The organism is Yersinia sp. FDAARGOS_228, from assembly GCF_002073315.2.
Classification (GTDB): domain Bacteria; phylum Pseudomonadota; class Gammaproteobacteria; order Enterobacterales; family Enterobacteriaceae; genus Yersinia; species Yersinia intermedia.
In genome coordinates, this window is sequence record NZ_CP020409.2 from 2,990,717 (window position 1) to 3,011,122 (window position 20,406).

The window sequence follows — 20,406 nt, forward strand, 5'->3', positions numbered from 1 at the left end:
TTCAGCCACTCTCTTCTTACACCGATTTAATATCAGCATTCTCCCACCCAGCTTAATGCTTGTTCGGTGACTTATCTGGATATGGCAGGAGTAAGTCATCCAGTATTTGCATTCTTTCTGCTACCGGAAGATATAACCAACGCGTAAACCAAGGCGTTTTGGCTGTGCATTGTTGGTGTGTTTGTTGGAAGTAACGTTCGAGAGTTGACAGGTCGTCTGTAATCTTTTGCATCATATTTCTCCCCCTTGTTGACCAGTGAACAAATCATAGGCAATAAAATACGGAAGAAAAACGGATGGAAAGCATTATTTTGTTCCGTATTTATCACTGCTGCGGCAAAGGCTAAACAGTGATAAATGAACAATAGGGACAGGTGACGCAGCTTTTAGTGAGAGAAATTGTGGATAGCCACCAAATAAAACGCCCCGATTGCGTGAACAATCGGGGCGGCGTTCCAGTAACCATTGCTACACGGAAACGGAAATTGATTATGAGCATATCCTGTTAAAATAGCAATACACCTAGCGCTACTCAAAAGCAATAGATCATAATGTAAATCATTGTTGGTGATGATAAACACCTTTACACAACCAATGTCAGCCGTATTTGTAGGTTTTTTGTTCCCCATTCATTTCAGCGTCAATGCCGTAATGTAGCCAAAGTCAAATTAGGCAGTGAGCCCCCCTTGCTGCATTCGTTGCTCAATCCAGCGGCGGGCCTGAACAATTTCTGCCACGGGTTCCTCTGCTTTCTCTGTCCACATTTCAATCAGGAATGCGCCGCGATAATTGAGCTGATTGAGGGTTTTAAACACATTGATGAAATCCACACATCCCTCGCCAAAAGGGACATCACGAAATTGCCCTGGTGACTGTTCAGTAACTGGATAGGTATCTTTTAAATGAATGGCTGCAATACGATCAATACCTAGCGATAACTCATTACTGACATCATTACCCCAGGCGCTAAGGTTGCCAACATCAGGATAAACCGTGAACCACGGTGAGGCGAGGCAGTTGTCCCAGACTTTCCATTTACTGATCGAGTTGATAAACGGTGTATCCATAATTTCGACAGCTAACATGACTTGTGCGGCTGCCGCCTGTTGCACCGCCCATTGCAGCCCCTCGGTAAAGCGCGCGACGGTGCCATCATCTTGCTCTTCATAATAGACATCATAGCCCGCTAACTGAATGGTGCGGATACCCACGTCTTTCGCCAGTTGAATCGCTTGTTGCATCAAAAGGTAGGCCTGCTTTCTCAGTTCGTCATCATGGCTACCAAAAGGGAAACGGCGATGGGCCGACAAGCACATTGATGGGATAGCGATCCCGGTTTCTAGCATGGCATCGACCAGGGATAAACGCTGTGCCTTGCTCCAATTGAGTCGCGCTAATCTTTCATCTGTTTCATCGATAGACATTTCTACAAAATCAAAACCACATGCTTTGGCTAAGGCTAAACGCTCAGGCCAGCTCAAGTGCTTGGGCAAGGCTTTTTCATAAATACCTAATGGATGTTGGCGCATATTACTTCCCCCAAATAGCGTCAATGGCGTGGTGGAACGCGGTGGCGGTGGCGACGGGATGCTTGGCTTCAGACAGTGCGCGCCCGACAATAAAGGCACGTACCGCAATGGCGTGGAAGAGGGGTAAATCAGCAGGAGTGATACCGCCGGTAACAGACAGTTCGATTCCTAGATCGGACAACACTTGCATCCTCTCTAAATCAGCCTGGCTCCAGCTTTGTCCGCTGGCTTGAGCATCACGACCACGATGATAAATGGCTTGTGTTATTCCTAAGTCACGCCAGTTTTTAGCGTCATTTAGCGTCCAGTGGCCAAACAGTTCTATCTGGATATCGCCATCATGTTGCTTTGCCACCGCCAATGCGGCTGACATGGTGGCAAGAGGCGCTGCGCAAATCACCGTCATCCAGTTTGCGCCAGCAGAAAATGCTTGCTGCGCCAGTGTGGCGCCCGCATCAGCCACTTTAAGATCAGCGACCAGCGTATGGTGTGGATAAAGTTGACGTAGAGTTTTGACCGCCTGAATGCCTTCACTGATACACAAGATGGTTCCGGCCTCGATGATATCGACGTGAGGGTGTAGCAACGCGGTGGTCGCCAGTGCGGCATCAAGGCGGGTATGGTCTAGGGCGAGTTGTAATTGCGGCCTGAGGTGTTGAGTTGTCATAGTATCAATGTCCTAAATAGTGTCGATGCCGCAACCTTGCCTGAGCAATAGAAGCTCATTGCAAGGTGCCAAGAGCAGCAACCAATGCCTGATAGCGGAGATATTTATCGTGATATGCCTGTCTGGCATGTTGATCGGGTTGCAGAGTATGCAGTTGCGGGGTTAAGGCCTGCTGAGCATCGCTGAAGTCAGCGAAACGCCCCGTTCCAACCATTGCGGCCAGTGATGCGCCCAGACAACCGGTTTCCTCAACTTGCGGTAGCTCTACCGGTAACCCGCTGATATCGGCAAACATCTGCATCCATTGCGGTGATTGAGCCGGTCCGCCAGTAATCCGCAACGCGCTAACGTTCGGAAAGCGTTTCAGCATACGGTTGAGGTGGGTCATATGGCTGAATACCACACCTTCGTAGATGGCCTGCACCAGATGTTGGCGCTGGTGGAAAGATTGCATACCATAAAATCCGGCACACATTCCTAATCCAGCGTTGGAACCATATAAAAACGGTACAAACAGTAGTTTGCTGCCTGCTTTAGGTAACTGCGCCACCCACTGATTAAGTTGTTGGTAGTCTGCTTTACCACCTTCAGCGCCAATCCATTGCTGGGTAAACCATTCCAGATTAGCCGCAGAGGTCGGGCTGGCTTCATGCACAATATATTTACCCGCTTCGGCATAACGGCCGTAGACAAAGGGATATTCAACGTCAGCGTTAAGCTGGTCGGTAATTCCCGAAGTCACCGACCAGGTTCCCATCACTGCATTTAATCGGGTTTCATCTTTCAGGCCAGCACAGAGGGCGGTGGAGACCACATCAAACAAACCGCCGACAACAGGAAGGCCAACAGGGAGGCCGGTGGCATTAGCTGCGGCCTGAGTGATGGTGCCGACAATTTGTGCGGAACCCACAATTGGTGGCAGGGCCGTTATAACTTCAGGGATACCTAGCAGTTGTGCGAGTGCGGGTTGATAGCCACCTTCGGCCATCGGATAGAGATTAGATTCTGAAATATTGGTCTCTTCGCAACCTAAGTGACCGGTCAGGCAATAACGCAAATAGTCATGGGCCATCAAGATGCAGCCAATCTGATCATAACGGCTGGATTGATGTTCTTTTAACCAACGCAACAAGGATACCGGGTGCCCGGTCCACAACGTTTGGCGGGTGATCGGGTAGAGCATTTGCGGTATGCCATCTCGCTGCCACTGTTTAACCAATGACAGCGCCCGTTGGTCAGAGGACAATATGGCATTGCCCAATGGTTTTCCTTGCTTATCAAGCAAAAACAAACCTTTACCTTGAGCTGAAATACCAACGCCCTGAATGTGACGGGGGGGAACCGGGTGGCTGGCCAGCAGTTGGCGAATCACTGAACTCATTGCTTGCCACAGTACGGTCATATCGCGCTCAGCCCATCCCGGCTGGGGGCTGATAATGGCTAGATTTTGCCGCACGATCCCGCATTCGTTACCGTCTCGGTCATACAGACCCGCTTTAATAAAGGTGCCGCCACAATCGATACCCAACCAATATTCCATTTCAGCCTCCGGTCAGCTTTTTTGTTTATTTTGGGCAGCACAGTGCCAATAAGAAGGCGACAGCTAATGATATAAATATCAAATATATTTATATAAAATGACGTCTTTCCTATGCGTTATTACGGTTTAAATTTAATGGGAATTAATTTTTCACCTGAGATTATCCCTCTGAATATTTATTTTAACTCTGATGATTAATTCATTAGCTAAATATGTTAAGAACCCATGGCCCTCCAGACCCCCTTCAAGATAAAATAATTATCTCACTGAATTTTATCGCTTTTAATTACAGCGCCAAGATTTTAGCCCAGACATTGTCATTAATAGGAATACCATCGCGTTGGTTTTCTGCTTTAACGCGTGGAAACTTATGCCCCGGTAGGCGAATAGCAACATCAGGGTTATCGCGTTCAGCTTGAGTGACATAATCACAAATACGTTTTAATTTTTCGTCGCGGGTTTTGCCATCAATCAGGCGATCGATTTCAATAGCAATAAACACTTGTGAGATACAGAATTCATCTGATTTATCTTGCGTAACGTCGGCAACGGATAAACCACCAGAGAGTAGGGTGGCAATCATATCCAGCACAATAGATAAACCAGAACCTTTCCAATAACCCATCGGCAGAATACGCCGGTTTTCCTCAATAATGGCCGGATCCCGCGTGAGATTGCCGTCATTATCGAAACCGCCATCTACGGGCAATGTATTGCCCGCCAATCGGTTAACTTCCAACATGCCATAGGAGAACATCGACATCGACATATCGACCATAGTGATGGTTTCACCAGGAACGGCAATGATCAGAGGATTGGTGCCGATACGGCACTCTTTAGCTCCCCACGGCGGCATGACAGCAATTGAGTTTGTCCAACAGATGCCAATATAACCTTGTTCTGCCGCTTGCCAGCCGTAGGCACCACCGCGCATCCAATGGTTAGCATTGCGCAATGCCACCACCCCAATACCATGCTTATCCGCTAATACCATTGCGCGATCCATCATTTGTTTGGCGGTTAAATTGCCAATAGCCTGGTGAGCATCCCATTGCTCGATAGCCCCGAGTGCTAATGCCTTCGTTGGGATAGCATCAGGTACGATATCACCGGCTTCCAATTGTTGAATAAAACGCGGGAACCGATTTACGCCGTGGGAGTAAACACCGTATTCAGTGGATTGCGCAAACATCTCGGCACAGGCATCGGCGGTAGCCTCACTCACTTTTCGCACCAATAGTACCCGCTTAAACTCGGCCTTTAACTGCTGGTAACTGACTCTCATCGCGCGCTCCCCTGAATAATTTAAAAATCGAATAGCATACTTTTGATGCTCTAAATTTCAATATGCAAAATCACATTTCAAATTAATGCTATACCTCCATAGAAGTGAAGTCAAAGCACTGCATTAGTTAAATATTATTTAAAAACAATCAGTTATATTGTTTTTCGCTAATGTGTGATCACCACCTCGTTTTGTTGATTATTTAGGCACTGGCAGCGCACAAGCACGACGTGACCGTGCGCAGGATAATCCTGTTTTATTATAGAGTTACGAGGGTAAATGCCGGATGAATCCGGCATGGATAAAGGACTAAGCTATGGGATTTTCTCAGCCATAAGTATTCAGCTTGATGCGATACAGTGAAGTACCGGCAGTGATATAAAGCTCATCACCGTTCGGCCCGCCGAACGTGCAATTTGATACCCGCTCAGGAACTGAAATCTTACCCAGTAATACCGCCTGCGGGGTAAAAATCAGGACACCATCTGCACAACTGCAAAATAGATTGCCGATATGATCGACACAGAATCCATCGGGGAAACCGGGTGTTATTTCTGCAAAAACGCGCCCATCCCCCAGTTGTAACCCTTTTACCGGATACACCCGTAACTGCCGCCGACCGAGGGTGGGGAAATCGACAATTGACATATCCGCCACATACAGCAGTTGTTCATCTGGCGAAAAAGCCAGCCCGTTTGGTCGCTGTAAGTCACAGGCCGCAATACGTAATGAGCTGTCTTTAGGATCAAAACAGTATAAATAACAGCCAATAACCTGACTTTCTGATTTATAGCCCTCATCGTCACCGGTAATGCCATAAGGCGGATCGGTAAACCATAAAGTACCGTCTGATTTCACTACAATATCGTTGGGTGAGTTAAAACGCTTGCCGTCGATACGATCAACCAACAGTGCGATATTGCCTTGTATATCAGTCTGGCTGATGCCGCGCCGGCCATGCTCACAACTGACAATACTGCCATTAGCCATACGGGCATTACCATTAGCAAAATTGGACGGCGACCGATAAAGACTGAGTTCGCCGTCGCGACACCAGCGGAACATCCGGTTCCCTTTTACATCACTGAATACCACCGCATTTTCTTGTGGTAACCAGACCGGCCCTTCCGCCCAAAGAGCCGGAGAGCACAGACATTCCAGTTGGCTATCGGCGGCCAACACCGCCGATAATTCACCGATACCTGCCTCAGCCAGCGTTAAAGTTGTCATGGTTGCTGCCTCCGACACCTGACTTATTTCACGCCCCAGATAGTTTTATAGTGACCCTGATAATCGTTCTGTGGGTCGAACATCTGTTTATCACCACCGTCACTGCCAATATTGTCACGCGTAACCAAATGGGCAGGGGTTACATAACCAGAAGGGGGCTGTTTAGCGAATGCACGGTTAAATTCATCCAGTAGCTGCCAGCCATGCAATTTCAACGGCTCCGGCACAGTAGCTGACTGGCTGTCGCCAGAGCGAATGCGTTGATAGGCCGAAATAGAGCCATCACCAGCCGAAATATTATAAGGTGCATTCTTGCCACCTTTACCGGCCGTTTTCAGTGCTGGGGCCATAAAATCAAAGTAGAGATCGTTAATTGCTAAAGCGTACTGGAAGTTATCACCGTATTTTTGTAACAGGCTGAACGTCATCGCTGGCATGCGGTTGGCCGTATCTGCCAGCGGGGTATCAATAAATTCAATCACCTGGCATCCAGTGCATTTCTCAATGGTTTGCTTCATCACATTGGCTTTGTCCAACGCGATTTGATACAGCGAATCAGTGAAAATCAGTACCTTGGCCTGACCTTCTGATTTAGCTACAGCATACAGTGCAGCAATACGGGCTACATCATTGGAGTCGGAGGTAACATTATAAAAAATATTGTAATTTTTCACCGGGCCTGGCTCTGGGACGGCATGCCAGGCGGTCAGCACAATGCCTTGTGCAATGGCTTTTTTGAGTGGTATTTTCGCAACATTAGGGTTCCAGCCACCGATAACAATACCGTCAGGTTTTTGTGCGATCGCCTGATTTAATGACGATAACTGATCTTTAACCGAGCCTCCGCCATCAAGCGTTTCCAGCTTCCAGCCCGCCGCTTTGGCCGCTTGTGATAGCCCTTCTTGTACCCCTTGCACACCGCCGTTCTTCATATCAGAAGCAATAAAAATAATATGCTTATTGGGTTGCAGCGCGGGGCCGCTGGTGGGGCCATCCCATTCAGTTACCGTAGATGTGGCCTTACTGACTGCGGCCTTGGCTTCATCAAGGTAGCTATCAGCCCAGCTTGGTAATGCGGTAGCAAATACTGTGGTAAAAAGTAAGCCCTGTAGTATCAAATTGCGTTTCATATTCTGTTCCTTGATGAGGTTAAGAATTTGTGGCTTTTTTAGTATTGCCCGGCGCTTGGCTGGGCTTGACGGCTTTTTGATTCAATAATCTGCGCCGTTGGGCATAACCGGCTAAGGTGATGGAAAGCAGCAGTGTGGCACCGTTAAACAAAGGCTCAACCCAGAACTCGCCGCCGAATTGCTGAATACCTGCAATACCGATTGCCAGGATTGCGATACCCACAACCGTTCCCCACACATTGACCCGACCTGGGCGAATGGTGGTACTGCCGAGGAAGGCACCTACCAGTGCAGGTAACAGATAGTCCATACCGACACTGGCCTGGCCAACGCCTTGTTCAGAGGCGATGAGGATGCCACTAAATCCGGTCAACACGCTGGAGGCGATAAATGCGCCGACAGTAAAACGGTTGACTGAAATCCCGTTAAGCCGGGCGGCTGCGGGATTCCCACCTACGGCATACATACAGCGGCCAAGCGGGGTATGTTCGGTAATGAGCCACAGCACCACGGCAATAATCAATACATAGAACGCAACAATAGGAATGCCGAATATCTCGGTATGGTGCAGCGCAATAAAAGCATCAGGAAGATCACCGACTATCTGGCGGCCACCTGAGTGCCATAATGCAATGGCGTAAAGCACGGTGCCTGAGCCTAAGGTCGCAACAAAGCTATCAATGTCGGCCAATGCCACTAATATGCCGTTTAACAGCCCATAAAGTGCCGAAATTATCAATACGGTTATAACGGCAGCTTGCCAGGAAAAACCGTATTGCACTTGCAGGGTTATCGCCAGAATGTGCCAGAGCACAATGCCGAAACCGACGTTTAAATCGATCTTGCCGACAATCATCGGAATAGTGGCGGCCAGTGCCAGTAAAGCAATTTTTGATTTACTGGACAAAATGGCCTGCAAAGTGAGCATGGAGGCAAACGACGGGGTGGTCAGTGAGAACACCAGCACCAATAAAATACACAATAGCAGTAAGCCGTAACGGGTCATGGCCTGCATGGACCAGGCACCGAAACCGTGTTCGCTCAGGCTGACTCGTTGTTCAAGCGCTGTCGATTTTATGGATGTTTTAGACATAACACTCTCCGAAACCTGAGCATCACAATGACACCGCGCAGGGCGATATCATCGTTAGCACAGGTCGCTGTTTTAAACGGATGTAACTTCCCCGGTGCTGGCAGACGCCAGCTCCAATAAATTAGCGAACGAGACCTGTTGATTACGCAGTTCACCAACCACTTCGCCACGGTTAAACACCAACGCCCGATTACAGATATGCGCGATCTCCTCTAAATCATTGGAAATCACCAAAACCGCCACACCTTCTGCTAATGATTTGTTTAATAAGTGATAAATTTCAGCACGTGCGCCAACATCCACGCCGGCTGTGGGATCTTCAAGAATCAGTAATGGCGCGCCCAGATGCATCCAGCGTGCCATAACCACTTTTTGTTGGTTACCGCCGGAAAGGGCGCTGATATCGATATTGACGTCTTTAGGCCGAACATCGAATAACTGCACCTTCCACCAACTTTCCCCCATTTCGCTACGGGTGCTATAACGAGAAAGTAATTTATGACCGCTAGCAATTGGGTTAATGAATAAGTTTTCGCGCACCGACATCGACATCACCAGACTTTCACCGGTGCGATCACCGGCCACCAATGAAACACCTGCCGCCATAGCTTGCTGCGGTGAAGAGGCGGTATAGGGGCGGTCGCGGAAAATAATTTCACCCTGATCACAATGGCGTAAGCCAAATAGCAGGCGGCCCAACTCCTCCTGGCCCGCCCCCCTTAGCCCCGCCAAGGCCAGCATTTCGCCTGGTTGCAGGCTGAAAGTAACCGGGCCAATCTCACCTACCATCACCTCGTTAAGCTGTAATACGGGTTTGCCTGCTTCCGGTAACGGTTCACGTTGGGAGTCACCCATGGCTTCACCAACAATCATTTGCACCAGATCGCGCAATGAATAGTCGGCGGTATTCCCACCTGCAACATAGCGCCCATCCCGCATCACACATACCCGGTCAGCAATCTCAATCACTTCATCCAAGCGATGAGTCACGTAAATCATGCCAACATGCTTATCCCTCAGGCGATTAATCACTTCAAATAGATGGCGGACATCGTTGGCAGGCAGAGAGGCGGTTGGCTCATCCAACACCAGTAATTCGGCATTAACCGCAACGGCGCGGGCAATGGCCAATAATGACTTTTCAGTACGTGACAGCTCGAACACCCGAGTATCGGGTGAGAGGTCAATGCCGATATCCTGCAAAGCACGACCGGCTTGCTGGCGAATAGCGGACCAATTAATCAAACCGAATCGACGTGGAAACCCCATCACCAGTGCCATATTTTCGGCAACAGTCATCCAGTCAATTAGCCCTAAATCCTGATGAATAAAAGCAATAGGCTGACGGGTATCACTTTTAAGTTCTGCGGCAGAACGTATGGTATTTCCCTGAAACAGAATATCGCCACTGTCCCGTGGGTAGACACCTGCCAATACTTTGATTAGGGTGGACTTTCCTGCGCCGTTTTCGCCGAGCAGTGCCACTACTTCGCCTGGCATGACATCAAGACTGACATCATTGACAGCAATATTACCGCCAAATCCTTTGATGATATGGCGCATCGAGAGAATAGGTTGGCCCAATTCAGTGGTATTCATCAGTGTGACGCCCCTTATCCGGCGAATGTTTTGAGTAAAAGCATTCGCGATTTAGTGGTTATCGAGCATAAACTAGACTTTATATTTCAACATACGAAATCAGATTTCAAAAATCATATGCTGATATCTTCGCTAAAGCAAAAGAAGTGATGAATTAATTCTTTATAAAAAACAAATGGTTATTTATTTGTTTGTGGAAATGTGACGAACTACGCACTTCTTATGTTGGGTAAATGTTGCGAAACGCGATGCCTGCGATGATACCGAAACACTGTTTCGTGCTTCACACAGACTACGGCTTTGGAGTACCATTTCATGCTAAACAACAAGGATATTGTCTATGGCCCTTACACTCACAGATGACAAGAAAGATAAGCCGTTAGGCAGCCAAAGTCTGTTTCGCGGGCTGCAACTGATTGAGATATTAAGTAATTACCCTAATGGCTGCCCATTGGCGCATCTGTCTGAATTGGCCGGGATGAACAAAAGTACCGTTCATCGGTTATTGCAGGGGCTACATACCTGTGGCTATGTCACTCAGGCACCTTCTCCGGGCAGTTATCGGCTGACAACCAAGTTCATCTCAATCGGCCAAAAAGCACTGTCATCACTGAATATTATTCATGTTGCGGCCCCGCATTTAGAACAACTCAATCTTGAGCTTGGTGAGACAGTCAATTTCTCAACCCGCGAAGATGACCACGTTATCCTGATTTATAAGTTAGAACCCACCACTGGCATGATGCGCACTCGTGCGTATATCGGGCAGCATATGCCGTTGTATTGCTCAGCGATGGGTAAGATATTTATGGCATACGGCAAGAGTGACTATCCAGATGACTATTGGCAGAGCCATCAGCATGAAATTGAGCCGCTGACTCACAATACCATTACCGAATTGCCCAAGATGTACCAGGAGCTGGCGGATATTCGCAAAACAGGGCTGGCTATGGACCGGGAAGAGAATGAGCTCGGTGTCTCTTGTGTGGCAGCTCCCGTTTTTGATATTCAGCAGCGGGTGCCGTACGCTGTTTCCGTTTCTCTGCCTACTGCCAAACTGCAACAGGTGGGGGTGAAAACCCTGATTAAACCTATTTTGGCCACGGCTCAGCGTATCTCACAAGAATTGGGGTTTGTGACACCGTAACGTTTGGCTTGCCTATATGGGTTATTCCAATGCAGAGATAACCCTCCTATCGGTTGTTTGTCTTTAGCTATTATCGAAATTCCTAATTCTAAAACAGACACATTTTTATCAGTAGAACGCGTTTTAGCCATTGGGAGCACGGCATGATTGGTCCGTTTATTAATAGTGCAGGTATTATTTTGGGGGGGATTGTTGGCGTATTACTTGCCCGTCATGTCCCTAAGCGGTTGCAGGAAGGGCTACCGGCCACGTTTGCGCTGGCTTCTATCTCCATCGGTATTGTGATGGTGGTAAAAGTCCATTTTATGCCAGCGGTTATTTTGGCGTTGATTGTTGGCACAGCGGTAGGGGAGTTATTATCCCTTGAGCAGGGCGTAAAATGGGGGGCGAACAAAACTCGCATCATGTTGGAGCGGGTTATACCCTCGCGCAGTACACTACCGCCGCAGGAGTTTGCGCAGAGTTTCACTGCGATGATTGTGCTGTTTTGCGCCAGTGGGTTGGGGGTTGTCGGCTCTTTAACTGAAGGTATTACCGGTGATTTTCAACTGCTATTTGTCAAAGCGTTAATGGATTTCTTCACTGCGCTGATATTTTCAATTTCGCTGGGTATTGCGCTGGTGGCTATTGCTGTTCCGCAATTGTTGATTCAAATTGCGTTGGTTTTATTGGCCAAACTCATCATGCCGTATATGGATGATATTGCTTTTGCTGATTTTTCCGCTTGCGGTGGGATTATTATGATTGCGGTGGGGCTACGTATTGCACAAATTAAAATATTCGCGGTGGTGAATTTTCTGCCCGCGCTATTGTTTGTGGTACCCATATCCTATTTATGGCGTTACATGATGGGATAATGTGAGGGAAAAGATGACTTCTAAAACGGTAGGCTTCTCTGCACAGATTGATCATTGAAGCGACCGTTTCAGATTTATTTAGTTGACTGTTTTAATTGGTTATTTTTCTAATTAGCCAATTTTCCGGCACAAAAACTTACCCTTAATCACGCCATCAAAAAAACGACCTTTCGAAACCACGGACATAAAATTCTGATAAACACGCTCAGGGACACCAAGATACTGATAAATCCCTTGTTCACGGAACTGTATCTCCAACATGCGATTTTCAGGATCATAACCAATCGACAGAATTCTGGAAGATGTAACAGGTTGTCGCTGCAATAGTTGACCCTCAGTTGTACGGTATTGATATTATAGTGATCGTAGTGCAGTTTTAGCTCGATAACTTTGTCGGTGATCATTATCACCGTTTGGCTGTAGTATTAATAGGTTATTCGGCAGGTATTATTGTATCTGCGCTTACCGACTGCGGTGATGCACTCCCTTTAGTAACAGATACCATCATGAAAATATGAGTGATTGATACTCAATATGGATTTTGTTTTGCCCCTGTTGTTATTGGCGTTGAGTAGATGCTTGTCATTGTATTGAGTAATGATAATATGAGTTTCCTTTGTGGCTAACACTGTGGTGCAAAGGGAACGCTGTACACAGTTGCGTACCAATATAACAAACGTGGGTTAAATTGATGCCGCAACTTTTTGAAGTTAAACAATAATTACGTCTTGCATGTGATCTGTCGTGTGGGTCACCACTGTAGATAAGGAATTAGAATGCCCGTTATTACCCTTCCTGACGGCAGTCAGCGTCATTTCGATCACGCCGTTTCTGCTCTTGATGTGGCCTTAGATATCGGCCCAGGTTTAGCAAAAGCGTGTATTGCTGGCCGAGTTAACGGCGAACTGGTAGATGCCAGTGACCTGATCGAATCTGATGCCCAATTGGCTATTATCACCACCAAAGATGCTGAAGGTCTGGAGATTCTCCGCCATTCTTGTGCACACTTGTTGGGGCACGCAATCAAGCAACTTTGGCCTGATACTAAAATGGCTATCGGGCCGGTTATCGACAACGGTTTCTATTACGATGTTGATATCGACCGCACCTTGACGCAGGAAGACTTGGATCTGCTTGAAAAGCGGATGCATGAACTTGCCGATAAAGATTACGACGTAATCAAGAAGAAAGTCAGTTGGCAAGAAGCCCGTGACACTTTTGCTGCTCGTGGTGAAGATTATAAGGTGGCAATTCTTGATGAGAATATTAGCCACGATGATCGCCCAGGTTTGTATCACCATGAAGAATACGTTGATATGTGCCGTGGCCCGCACGTACCGAATATGCGTTTCTGTCATCATTTCAAATTGCAGAAAACGTCCGGTGCTTATTGGCGTGGCGACAGTAAAAATAAAATGCTGCAACGCATTTACGGCACGGCTTGGGGTGATAAGAAGCAACTAAATGCTTATCTGCAACGTCTGGAAGAAGCGGCCAAACGCGACCATCGTAAGATTGGTAAGCAATTGGACCTTTACCACATGCAGGAAGAAGCACCGGGTATGGTGTTCTGGCATAACGACGGTTGGACTATCTTCCGTGAACTGGAAACTTTTGTGCGTACCAAGCTCAAAGAGTACCAGTATCAGGAAGTGAAAGGGCCGTTTATGATGGACCGTGTACTGTGGGAAAAAACCGGGCATTGGGAAAACTATGCTGAGCATATGTTCACCACATCGTCTGAGAACCGCGAGTACTGCATCAAGCCAATGAACTGCCCAGGGCACGTACAGATTTTCAACCAAGGGTTGAAATCATACCGTGACTTGCCATTGCGTATGGCTGAGTTCGGTAGCTGCCACCGTAATGAGCCTTCAGGCGCACTGCATGGTTTAATGCGCGTCCGTGGTTTCACTCAGGATGACGCACACATTTTCTGTACTGAAGAGCAGGTTCGCGATGAAGTGAATAGCTGCATCAAGATGGTGTACGACATGTACAGCACCTTCGGCTTCGAGAAAATTGTGGTTAAGCTGTCAACTCGCCCTGAAAAACGGATTGGTAGTGATGATTTATGGACCCGTGCCGAAGATGATTTGGCCGCTGCACTGACTGAAAACGATATTCCGTTTGAGTATCAGCCGGGTGAAGGGGCGTTCTACGGTCCGAAAATTGAGTTTACCTTACATGATTGTTTGGATCGCGCGTGGCAGTGTGGTACCGTACAGCTCGATTTCTCATTACCGGGCCGCTTAAGTGCGTCTTACATCGGCGAAAATAACGATCGTCAGGTGCCAGTAATGATTCACCGGGCTATTTTGGGGTCAATGGAGCGCTTCATCGGTATTTTAACCGAAGAATATGCAGGCTTCTTCCCTACATGGTTAGCTCCGGTACAAGTCGTGGTGATGAATATCACCGATAGTCAGTCTGATTATGTCCAACAAGTGACCAAAAAACTGCAAGATGCAGGGATTAGGGCAAAAGCGGACTTGAGAAATGAGAAGATTGGCTTTAAAATTCGTGAACATACGTTGCGTCGGGTTCCATATATGTTGGTCTGTGGCGATAAAGAGGTCGAATCAGGCAAAATTGCCGTTCGTACCCGCCGTGGTAAAGACTTGGGAAGCTTGGACGTCAACGTGGTCGTAGACCAGCTGCTAACAGAAATTCGCAGCCGTAGTCTTCATCAACTGGAGGAATAAAGTATTAAAGGCGGAAAACGAGTTCAACCGGCGCGTCCTAATCGCATCAACAAAGAGATTCGCGCCACAGAGGTTCGCTTAACAGGCGTCGATGGTGAGCAGATTGGCATTGTCAGTCTGAATGAAGCTCTTGAAAAAGCTGAGGAAGCTGGTGTTGATTTAGTAGAAATCAGTCCGAATGCCGAGCCGCCGGTTTGCCGTATCATGGATTACGGCAAATTCCTCTATGAGAAGAGCAAGTCGACAAAAGAACAGAAGAAGAAGCAAAAAGTTATACAGGTCAAGGAAATCAAATTCCGTCCTGGTACCGATGATGGCGACTATCAGGTCAAACTACGCAACCTGATTCGCTTTCTGGAAGATGGCGATAAAGCCAAAATCACCCTGCGATTCCGTGGGCGTGAAATGGCGCACCAACAGATCGGCATGGAAGTACTTAACCGTGTCAAAAAAGATCTGACTGAAGATTCTGATTTGGCCGTTGTGGAGTCTTTCCCGACTCGTATCGAAGGCCGTCAGATGATCATGGTGCTCGCACCTAAGAAGAGACAGTAAGGCACTCAAGTAATAGGCCTCTTCCTGCTTGCAGAGTAGGGGTCTGTTCGCCTAGCTAGCTCGTTGTAATTAACAATGCGAAGTGGATATATTCAATGCCAAAAATTAAGACAGTACGCGGCGCCGCTAAGCGCTTTAAAAAAACCGGTGCCGGTGGTTTTAAGCGTAAGCATGCCAACCTGCGTCATATTTTGACCAAAAAAGCTACTAAGCGTAAACGTCATTTACGTCCAAAAGGCATGGTATCTAAGAACGATCTAGGTTTGGTCGTAGCATGTCTGCCATACGCATAAGTAATTTTGGTTTGAATTAAGACGATAGGAGAAGTAAATGGCTCGCGTAAAACGTGGTGTGGTAGCTCGTGCACGTCACAAAAAAATATTAAAGCAGGCGAAAGGTTACTACGGTGCCCGTTCGCGCGTTTATCGTGTTGCTTTCCAGGCAGTAATCAAGGCAGGCCAATACGCCTACCGTGACCGCCGTCAACGGAAGCGTCAATTCCGCCAACTGTGGATTGCACGTATCAACGCAGCTGCTCGTCAGAATGGTCTGTCTTACAGCCGTTTCATCAATGGTCTGAAAAAGGCTTCTGTTGAGATTGACCGTAAGATCCTGGCTGACATCGCAGTATTCGATAAAGTGGCATTCTCTGCGCTGGTCGAAAAAGCGAAAGTAGCTCTGGCGTAAGTCAGAATTGAAGAGGGAGCTTGTCTCCCTCTTTTAATCTTTATCTTCTTGGTAAGAAGGTCATTTTTATGATACATGCAGTTACTTTTCGCTTCTTTTTTTACTTTAGCGCCTGATTTCAGGAGGCTTGCGCGTAAGAATAGAAACGAAAAATAGCGCCTAAGCCTCCCATCGTGGAGGCTTTTTTGTTTTTACTCTACGGCACTTACAGTGACTAGAGTGCGGGTATCACAGATATAGTACCTTATTGATTTTGTGTAAAATATTCATTTCAATTATCGATTTTTAACTCATTACATATATCCAACGTTATTGGAGTTGCAGGTAGGTAGCAAGCAAGCGAGTAAATTCCGATAAGCTTACTCCTGTAAGTGATTCGGGTGAGTGAGCGTAGCTAACACCCTTGCTGCTTCAAGAACAAAGGATATAACTACAAGTGGGCCATACGGCCAGAGGAAGAGAAAACAATGCCACATCTCGCAGAGCTGGTTGCCAAAGCTAAAGCAGCCGTAGAAGATGCCCAAGATGTTGCCGCGTTGGATTTGGTACGCGTCGAATATCTGGGTAAGAAAGGCCATTTGACCCTTCAAATGACATCGCTGCGCGAGCTGCCAGCCGAAGAGCGCCCGGCAGCCGGGGCTGTGATTAACCAGGCCAAGCAAGAAGTACAAGAAGCGCTTAATGCTCGCAAGGACAGGCTGGAATCAGCCGTCATGAATGCTCGACTGGCAGCCGAAACCATTGATGTCTCTCTACCGGGGCGTCGTATGGAAAATGGAGGGTTGCATCCAGTTACCCGCACAATCGATCGTATCGAAACATTCTTTGGTGAGTTGGGCTTTTCCGTTGAGTCTGGCCCGGAAATCGAAGACGACTACCATAACTTCGATGCATTAAATATTCCGGCTCATCACCCTGCTCGTGCTGACCACGATACCTTCTGGTTTGATGCCACCCGATTGCTGCGCACGCAGACGTCCGGCGTACAGATTCGCACCATGGAAATCCAGCAACCGCCTATTCGGATTATCGTGCCTGGCCGCGTTTATCGTAATGATTACGACCAAACACACACACCGATGTTCCATCAAATGGAAGGGCTGATTATTGACCGTGATATCAGCTTCACCAATTTGAAAGGCACTTTGCATGACTTCTTGCGTAATTTCTTCGAAGAAGATTTGCAAATTCGTTTTCGTCCTTCCTATTTCCCGTTTACCGAACCGTCTGCTGAAGTGGATGTGATGGGTAAAAATGGTAAATGGCTTGAAGTGCTCGGTTGCGGCATGGTGCACCCAAATGTATTGCGAAACGTCGGTATTGATCCTGATATTTATTCAGGTTTTGCCTTCGGAATGGGGATGGAGCGCTTAACTATGTTGCGTTACGGCGTCACCGATTTGCGTGCATTTTTCGAAAATGATCTGCGTTTCCTCAAACAGTTTAAGTAAGGCGGGATATCTCATGAAATTCAGTGAACTTTGGTTACGCGAATGGGTAAACCCAGCCATTAGTAGTGATGACCTGGCCCATCAAATTACTATGGCCGGTTTAGAAGTTGATGGTGTAGATGCGGTTGCAGGCGAATTTAATGGCGTCGTTATCGGTCACGTTGTCGAATGTGGTCAACATCCAAACGCAGATAAACTGCGGGTAACTAAGATCGATGTAGGCGGTGACCGCTTGCTGGATATCGTTTGTGGTGCACCGAATTGTCGTCAGGGCTTGAAAGTCGCGGTTGCAACTGTTGGTGCAGTGTTGCCTGGTGATTTCAAAATCAAAGCTGCCAAATTGCGCGGTGAACCATCAGAAGGCATGCTGTGCTCGTTCTCTGAACTTGCTATTTCAGATGATCACGATGGTATTATCGAGCTGCCTGCTGATGCGCCTATCGGTGTCGATGTGCGTGAATATCTACATTTGGACGATAAAACCATTGAAATCAGTGTCACACCAAATCGTGCCGATTGTTTGGGCATTATCGGTGTAGCACGCGATGTAGCGGTCGTGAATCAATTGCCATTATCTGAACCGGATATGACACCTGTTGCGGCATTGATTCCCGATACATTCCCAATTCACGTAGAGGCGCCACAGGCTTGTCCGCGCTACTTGGGCCGTGTGGTTAAAGGGATTAACGTCAAAGCGGCGACACCATTGTGGATGCGTGAGAAACTGCGCCGTTGTGGTATTCGCTCGATTGATCCGGTGGTAGATGTCACTAACTTCGTTTTATTAGAGTTAGGTCAGCCAATGCACGCGTTTGATCTGGACCGTATTGACGGTGGGATTATTGTCCGTCTGGCGGCTGAAGGTGAAGAATTAACACTGCTAGATGGCACAAAAGCCAAATTGAATGCAGATACGCTGGTCATTGCTGACCAACATAAGCCACTAGCAATGGCCGGTATCTTTGGCGGCGAGCACTCTGGCGTTAACGAAGAGACCCGCAATGTTTTGCTGGAATCTGCCTTCTTCAACCCATTATCAATTACTGGTCGTGCGCGTCGCCACGGCTTGCATACCGATGCCTCCCACCGCTACGAGCGCGGTGTTGATCCTGCGTTGCAGCATAAAGCGATGGAACGAGCGACACGTCTGCTAATTGATATCTGTGGTGGTGAAGCAGGCCCGGTGATTGACGTGACTGCGGCGGCAGAATTGCCAAAATGCGCCACAATCACGCTACACCGTGAGAAGCTGGACCGATTGATTGGTCATCACGTTCCTTCTGAGCAGGTGAGTGACATTTTGCGCCGACTAGGCTGCCAGGTGACTGAACTTGGTTCTGATTGGCAGGCGGTGGCACCAAGCTGGCGTTTCGATATGGAAATCGAAGAAGATTTGGTGGAAGAAGTTGCCCGTATCTACGGCTATAACAATATCCCAGATGTGCCAGTTAAAGCTAATTTGGTGATGACTAAACACCGTGAAGCTGATTTGTCACTGAAGCGTGTAAAAATGGCTTTAGTTGATCGAGGTTATCAGGAAGCAATTACTTACAGTTTTGTTGACCCGAAAGTACAGGCACTTCTGCATCCACAACAAGACGCGTTAATCTTGCCAAGCCCTATCTCGGTTGAGATGTCTGCCATGCGTTTGTCATTGTTGACCGGTTTACTGTCGGCGGTAGTTTATAACCAGAATCGCCAGCAATCTCGCTTGCGTTTATTTGAGAGTGGCTTGCGCTTTGTACCTGATAGTACAGCAGATTTAGGCGTTAGACAGGATCTAATGCTGGCTGGTGTTATTGCTGGTCACCGTTACGATGAGCATTGGGATCTGGCGCGTCAGCCAATCGACTTCTATGATTTGAAAGGTGATCTGGAAGCAATTCTGGAACTTACCGGCAAATTATCGGATGTTCAGTTCCGTGCACAAGCGCATCCTGCACTGCATCCTGGGCAGAGTGCTGCAATTTATTTATCAGGGGAACACATTGGTTTCATTGGTGTAGTTCATCCTGAATTGGAACGTAAGCTGGATCTGAATGGTCGAACTGTGGTGTTTGAAGTGCAGTGGAACAGGCTTGCAGACCGCGCTGTGCCTCAGGCCAGCGAGATTTCACGCTTCCCAGCAAACCGCCGCGATATCGCTGTCGTAGTGGCTGAAAACGTTCCCGCAGAAGATATTTTGGCGGAGTGTAAGAAAGTTGGCGCAAATCAGGTAGTTGGCGTAAACTTGTTTGATGTGTACCGTGGCAAGGGCGTAGCAGAGGGCTATAAGAGTCTGGCTATTAGTCTGGTGTTGCAGGATACCGCACGTACACTGGAAGAAGAGGAGATCGCCGCTACCGTTGCAAGATGTGTAGAGGCGTTAAAACAGCGATTCCAAGCATCCTTGAGGGATTGAACCTATGGCGCTTACTAAAGCTGAAATGTCAGAACATCTGTTTGAAAAGCTAGGGCTTAGCAAACGAGATGCCAAAGATCTGGTTGAGTTATTCTTTGAGGAAGTACGTCGTGCTCTCGAGAATGGCGAACAGGTCAAACTGTCTGGCTTTGGCAATTTTGATCTGCGAGACAAGAACCAACGTCCGGGCCGTAATCCGAAGACGGGTGAGGACATTCCTATTACGGCGCGCCGTGTGGTGACTTTCCGTCCAGGGCAAAAGCTAAAAAGCCGGGTAGAAGGTGCTACTCCAAAAGAGTGAGTATCTACTCAAACAAAAGGCCGCGTAAGCGGCCTTTTTCTTATTTGTAATTCATTGAAATATAATAATTTTATTAATCTCCACATACTGACCGCGATTTAAGGTCTTGTTGTCCTTTTGCCATGTTCTAATAGTGAGCGTGCATTGTTCCAGACAAGAAAAAACCCCGCATTGCAGGGGTCATAGCTGTAGCTAGATCTCATCAGCGTTGTCCCCATTCTGTGCTGGG

Annotated in this window: 19 protein-coding genes and 1 other annotated feature; of the genes, 9 read left to right on the forward strand and 10 right to left on the reverse strand. The window is 47.6% G+C overall.

Annotation, left to right across the window (positions count from 1 at the left end; genetic code table 11):
• Positions 1-52: 52 nt before the first annotated feature.
• From A6J67_RS13785 to A6J67_RS13830, 9 genes are all read right to left on the reverse strand, one after another.
• A complete protein-coding gene (locus A6J67_RS13785) occupies positions 53-235 on the reverse strand; it encodes a hypothetical protein (RefSeq protein WP_226967845.1) in 183 nt (60 codons plus the stop codon).
• Positions 236-668: 433 nt separating this feature from the next.
• Entirely contained in the window at positions 669-1,529 is an 861-nt protein-coding gene (locus A6J67_RS13795; protein WP_042569898.1) for an L-ribulose-5-phosphate 3-epimerase, read from the reverse strand.
• A 1-nt stretch (position 1,530) separates the two neighbouring features.
• On the reverse strand, positions 1,531-2,196 hold the full coding sequence (ulaD, locus tag A6J67_RS13800; RefSeq protein ID WP_050297736.1) for a 3-keto-L-gulonate-6-phosphate decarboxylase UlaD: 666 nt from the start codon (positions 2,194-2,196) through the stop codon (positions 1,531-1,533).
• 55 nt (positions 2,197-2,251) lie between these two features.
• Positions 2,252-3,736 carry an FGGY-family carbohydrate kinase gene (locus A6J67_RS13805; RefSeq protein WP_050297735.1) on the reverse strand — a complete coding sequence of 495 codons (1,485 nt, stop codon included), beginning with the start codon at positions 3,734-3,736 and terminating at the stop codon, positions 2,252-2,254.
• Between the two features lie 286 nt (positions 3,737-4,022).
• On the reverse strand, positions 4,023-5,021 hold the full coding sequence (gene yiaK, locus A6J67_RS13810; protein WP_050297734.1) for a 3-dehydro-L-gulonate 2-dehydrogenase: 999 nt from the start codon (positions 5,019-5,021) through the stop codon (positions 4,023-4,025).
• A 327-nt stretch (positions 5,022-5,348) separates the two neighbouring features.
• The gene (locus A6J67_RS13815) at positions 5,349-6,251 is read right to left on the reverse strand and encodes an SMP-30/gluconolactonase/LRE family protein (RefSeq protein ID WP_192945336.1); all 903 of its coding nucleotides are present in this window, start codon (positions 6,249-6,251) and stop codon (positions 5,349-5,351) included.
• A gap of 23 nt (positions 6,252-6,274) precedes the next feature.
• Positions 6,275-7,381, reverse strand: coding sequence for a substrate-binding domain-containing protein (locus A6J67_RS13820; RefSeq protein ID WP_042569894.1), 1,107 nt, complete (start codon positions 7,379-7,381; stop codon positions 6,275-6,277).
• Between the two features lie 19 nt (positions 7,382-7,400).
• Positions 7,401-8,474, reverse strand: coding sequence for an ABC transporter permease (locus A6J67_RS13825; protein ID WP_005182862.1), 1,074 nt, complete (start codon positions 8,472-8,474; stop codon positions 7,401-7,403).
• 72 nt (positions 8,475-8,546) lie between these two features.
• The gene (locus A6J67_RS13830; RefSeq protein WP_050074088.1) at positions 8,547-10,073 is read right to left on the reverse strand and encodes a sugar ABC transporter ATP-binding protein; all 1,527 of its coding nucleotides are present in this window, start codon (positions 10,071-10,073) and stop codon (positions 8,547-8,549) included.
• Positions 10,074-10,413: 340 nt separating this feature from the next.
• On the opposite strand from A6J67_RS13830, the gene A6J67_RS13835 reads away from it, so the two are divergent.
• Both A6J67_RS13835 and A6J67_RS13840 read left to right on the forward strand, forming a co-directional pair.
• Positions 10,414-11,220: an IclR family transcriptional regulator gene (locus tag A6J67_RS13835; protein ID WP_005182850.1), complete on the forward strand. Its 807-nt coding sequence runs from the start codon at positions 10,414-10,416 to the stop codon at positions 11,218-11,220.
• 143 nt (positions 11,221-11,363) lie between these two features.
• Positions 11,364-12,077, forward strand: coding sequence for a DUF554 domain-containing protein (locus A6J67_RS13840; RefSeq protein ID WP_005182848.1), 714 nt, complete (start codon positions 11,364-11,366; stop codon positions 12,075-12,077).
• A 111-nt stretch (positions 12,078-12,188) separates the two neighbouring features.
• On the opposite strand, the gene A6J67_RS13845 is transcribed toward A6J67_RS13840, so the two are convergent.
• Positions 12,189-12,401, reverse strand: coding sequence for a KTSC domain-containing protein (locus A6J67_RS13845; protein ID WP_032905797.1), 213 nt, complete (start codon positions 12,399-12,401; stop codon positions 12,189-12,191).
• Positions 12,402-12,853: 452 nt separating this feature from the next.
• On the opposite strand from A6J67_RS13845, the gene thrS reads away from it, so the two are divergent.
• The 7 genes from thrS to ihfA all read left to right on the forward strand — a co-directional run bounded on the left by thrS (position 12,854) and on the right by ihfA (position 20,177).
• A complete protein-coding gene (gene thrS, locus A6J67_RS13850; protein ID WP_005182845.1) occupies positions 12,854-14,782 on the forward strand; it encodes a threonine--tRNA ligase in 1,929 nt (642 codons plus the stop codon).
• A gap of 3 nt (positions 14,783-14,785) precedes the next feature.
• Positions 14,786-15,337, forward strand: coding sequence for a translation initiation factor IF-3 (infC, locus tag A6J67_RS13855; protein WP_011816226.1), 552 nt, complete (start codon positions 14,786-14,788; stop codon positions 15,335-15,337).
• A gap of 95 nt (positions 15,338-15,432) precedes the next feature.
• On the forward strand, positions 15,433-15,630 hold the full coding sequence (gene rpmI, locus A6J67_RS13860) for a 50S ribosomal protein L35 (RefSeq protein WP_004713020.1): 198 nt from the start codon (positions 15,433-15,435) through the stop codon (positions 15,628-15,630).
• Between the two features lie 37 nt (positions 15,631-15,667).
• Entirely contained in the window at positions 15,668-16,024 is a 357-nt protein-coding gene (gene rplT, locus A6J67_RS13865) for a 50S ribosomal protein L20 (RefSeq protein WP_004706556.1), read from the forward strand.
• Positions 16,025-16,091: 67 nt separating this feature from the next.
• Positions 16,092-16,214: a sequence feature (Phe leader region), on the forward strand.
• Positions 16,215-16,491: 277 nt separating this feature from the next.
• Positions 16,492-17,475, forward strand: coding sequence for a phenylalanine--tRNA ligase subunit alpha (gene pheS, locus A6J67_RS13870; protein WP_005182843.1), 984 nt, complete (start codon positions 16,492-16,494; stop codon positions 17,473-17,475).
• Between the two features lie 13 nt (positions 17,476-17,488).
• Positions 17,489-19,876, forward strand: coding sequence for a phenylalanine--tRNA ligase subunit beta (gene pheT, locus A6J67_RS13875; RefSeq protein WP_005182841.1), 2,388 nt, complete (start codon positions 17,489-17,491; stop codon positions 19,874-19,876).
• Between the two features lie 4 nt (positions 19,877-19,880).
• The gene (gene ihfA / locus A6J67_RS13880; protein WP_004875238.1) at positions 19,881-20,177 is read left to right on the forward strand and encodes an integration host factor subunit alpha; all 297 of its coding nucleotides are present in this window, start codon (positions 19,881-19,883) and stop codon (positions 20,175-20,177) included.
• The last annotated feature ends 229 nt before the right edge of the window (positions 20,178-20,406 follow it).

Excerpts from the sequence above, each read along its gene's own strand:
- A6J67_RS13785 (WP_226967845.1), bottom strand. The coding sequence starts at position 235 with ATGATGCAAAAGATTACAGACGACCTGTCAACTCTCGAACGTTACTTC.
- A6J67_RS13795 (WP_042569898.1), bottom strand. The coding sequence starts at position 1,529 with ATGCGCCAACATCCATTAGGTATTTATGAAAAAGCCTTGCCCAAGCAC.
- ulaD (WP_050297736.1), bottom strand. The coding sequence starts at position 2,196 with ATGACAACTCAACACCTCAGGCCGCAATTACAACTCGCCCTAGACCAT.
- A6J67_RS13805 (WP_050297735.1), bottom strand. The coding sequence starts at position 3,736 with ATGGAATATTGGTTGGGTATCGATTGTGGCGGCACCTTTATTAAAGCG.
- yiaK (WP_050297734.1), bottom strand. The coding sequence starts at position 5,021 with ATGAGAGTCAGTTACCAGCAGTTAAAGGCCGAGTTTAAGCGGGTACTA.
- A6J67_RS13815 (WP_192945336.1), bottom strand. The coding sequence starts at position 6,251 with ATGACAACTTTAACGCTGGCTGAGGCAGGTATCGGTGAATTATCGGCG.
- A6J67_RS13820 (WP_042569894.1), bottom strand. The coding sequence starts at position 7,381 with ATGAAACGCAATTTGATACTACAGGGCTTACTTTTTACCACAGTATTT.
- A6J67_RS13825 (WP_005182862.1), bottom strand. The coding sequence starts at position 8,474 with ATGTCTAAAACATCCATAAAATCGACAGCGCTTGAACAACGAGTCAGC.
- A6J67_RS13830 (WP_050074088.1), bottom strand. The coding sequence starts at position 10,073 with ATGAATACCACTGAATTGGGCCAACCTATTCTCTCGATGCGCCATATC.
- A6J67_RS13835 (WP_005182850.1), top strand. The coding sequence starts at position 10,414 with ATGGCCCTTACACTCACAGATGACAAGAAAGATAAGCCGTTAGGCAGC.
- A6J67_RS13840 (WP_005182848.1), top strand. The coding sequence starts at position 11,364 with ATGATTGGTCCGTTTATTAATAGTGCAGGTATTATTTTGGGGGGGATT.
- thrS (WP_005182845.1), top strand. The coding sequence starts at position 12,854 with ATGCCCGTTATTACCCTTCCTGACGGCAGTCAGCGTCATTTCGATCAC.
- rpmI (WP_004713020.1), top strand. The coding sequence starts at position 15,433 with ATGCCAAAAATTAAGACAGTACGCGGCGCCGCTAAGCGCTTTAAAAAA.
- rplT (WP_004706556.1), top strand. The coding sequence starts at position 15,668 with ATGGCTCGCGTAAAACGTGGTGTGGTAGCTCGTGCACGTCACAAAAAA.
- pheS (WP_005182843.1), top strand. The coding sequence starts at position 16,492 with ATGCCACATCTCGCAGAGCTGGTTGCCAAAGCTAAAGCAGCCGTAGAA.
- pheT (WP_005182841.1), top strand. The coding sequence starts at position 17,489 with ATGAAATTCAGTGAACTTTGGTTACGCGAATGGGTAAACCCAGCCATT.
- ihfA (WP_004875238.1), top strand. The coding sequence starts at position 19,881 with ATGGCGCTTACTAAAGCTGAAATGTCAGAACATCTGTTTGAAAAGCTA.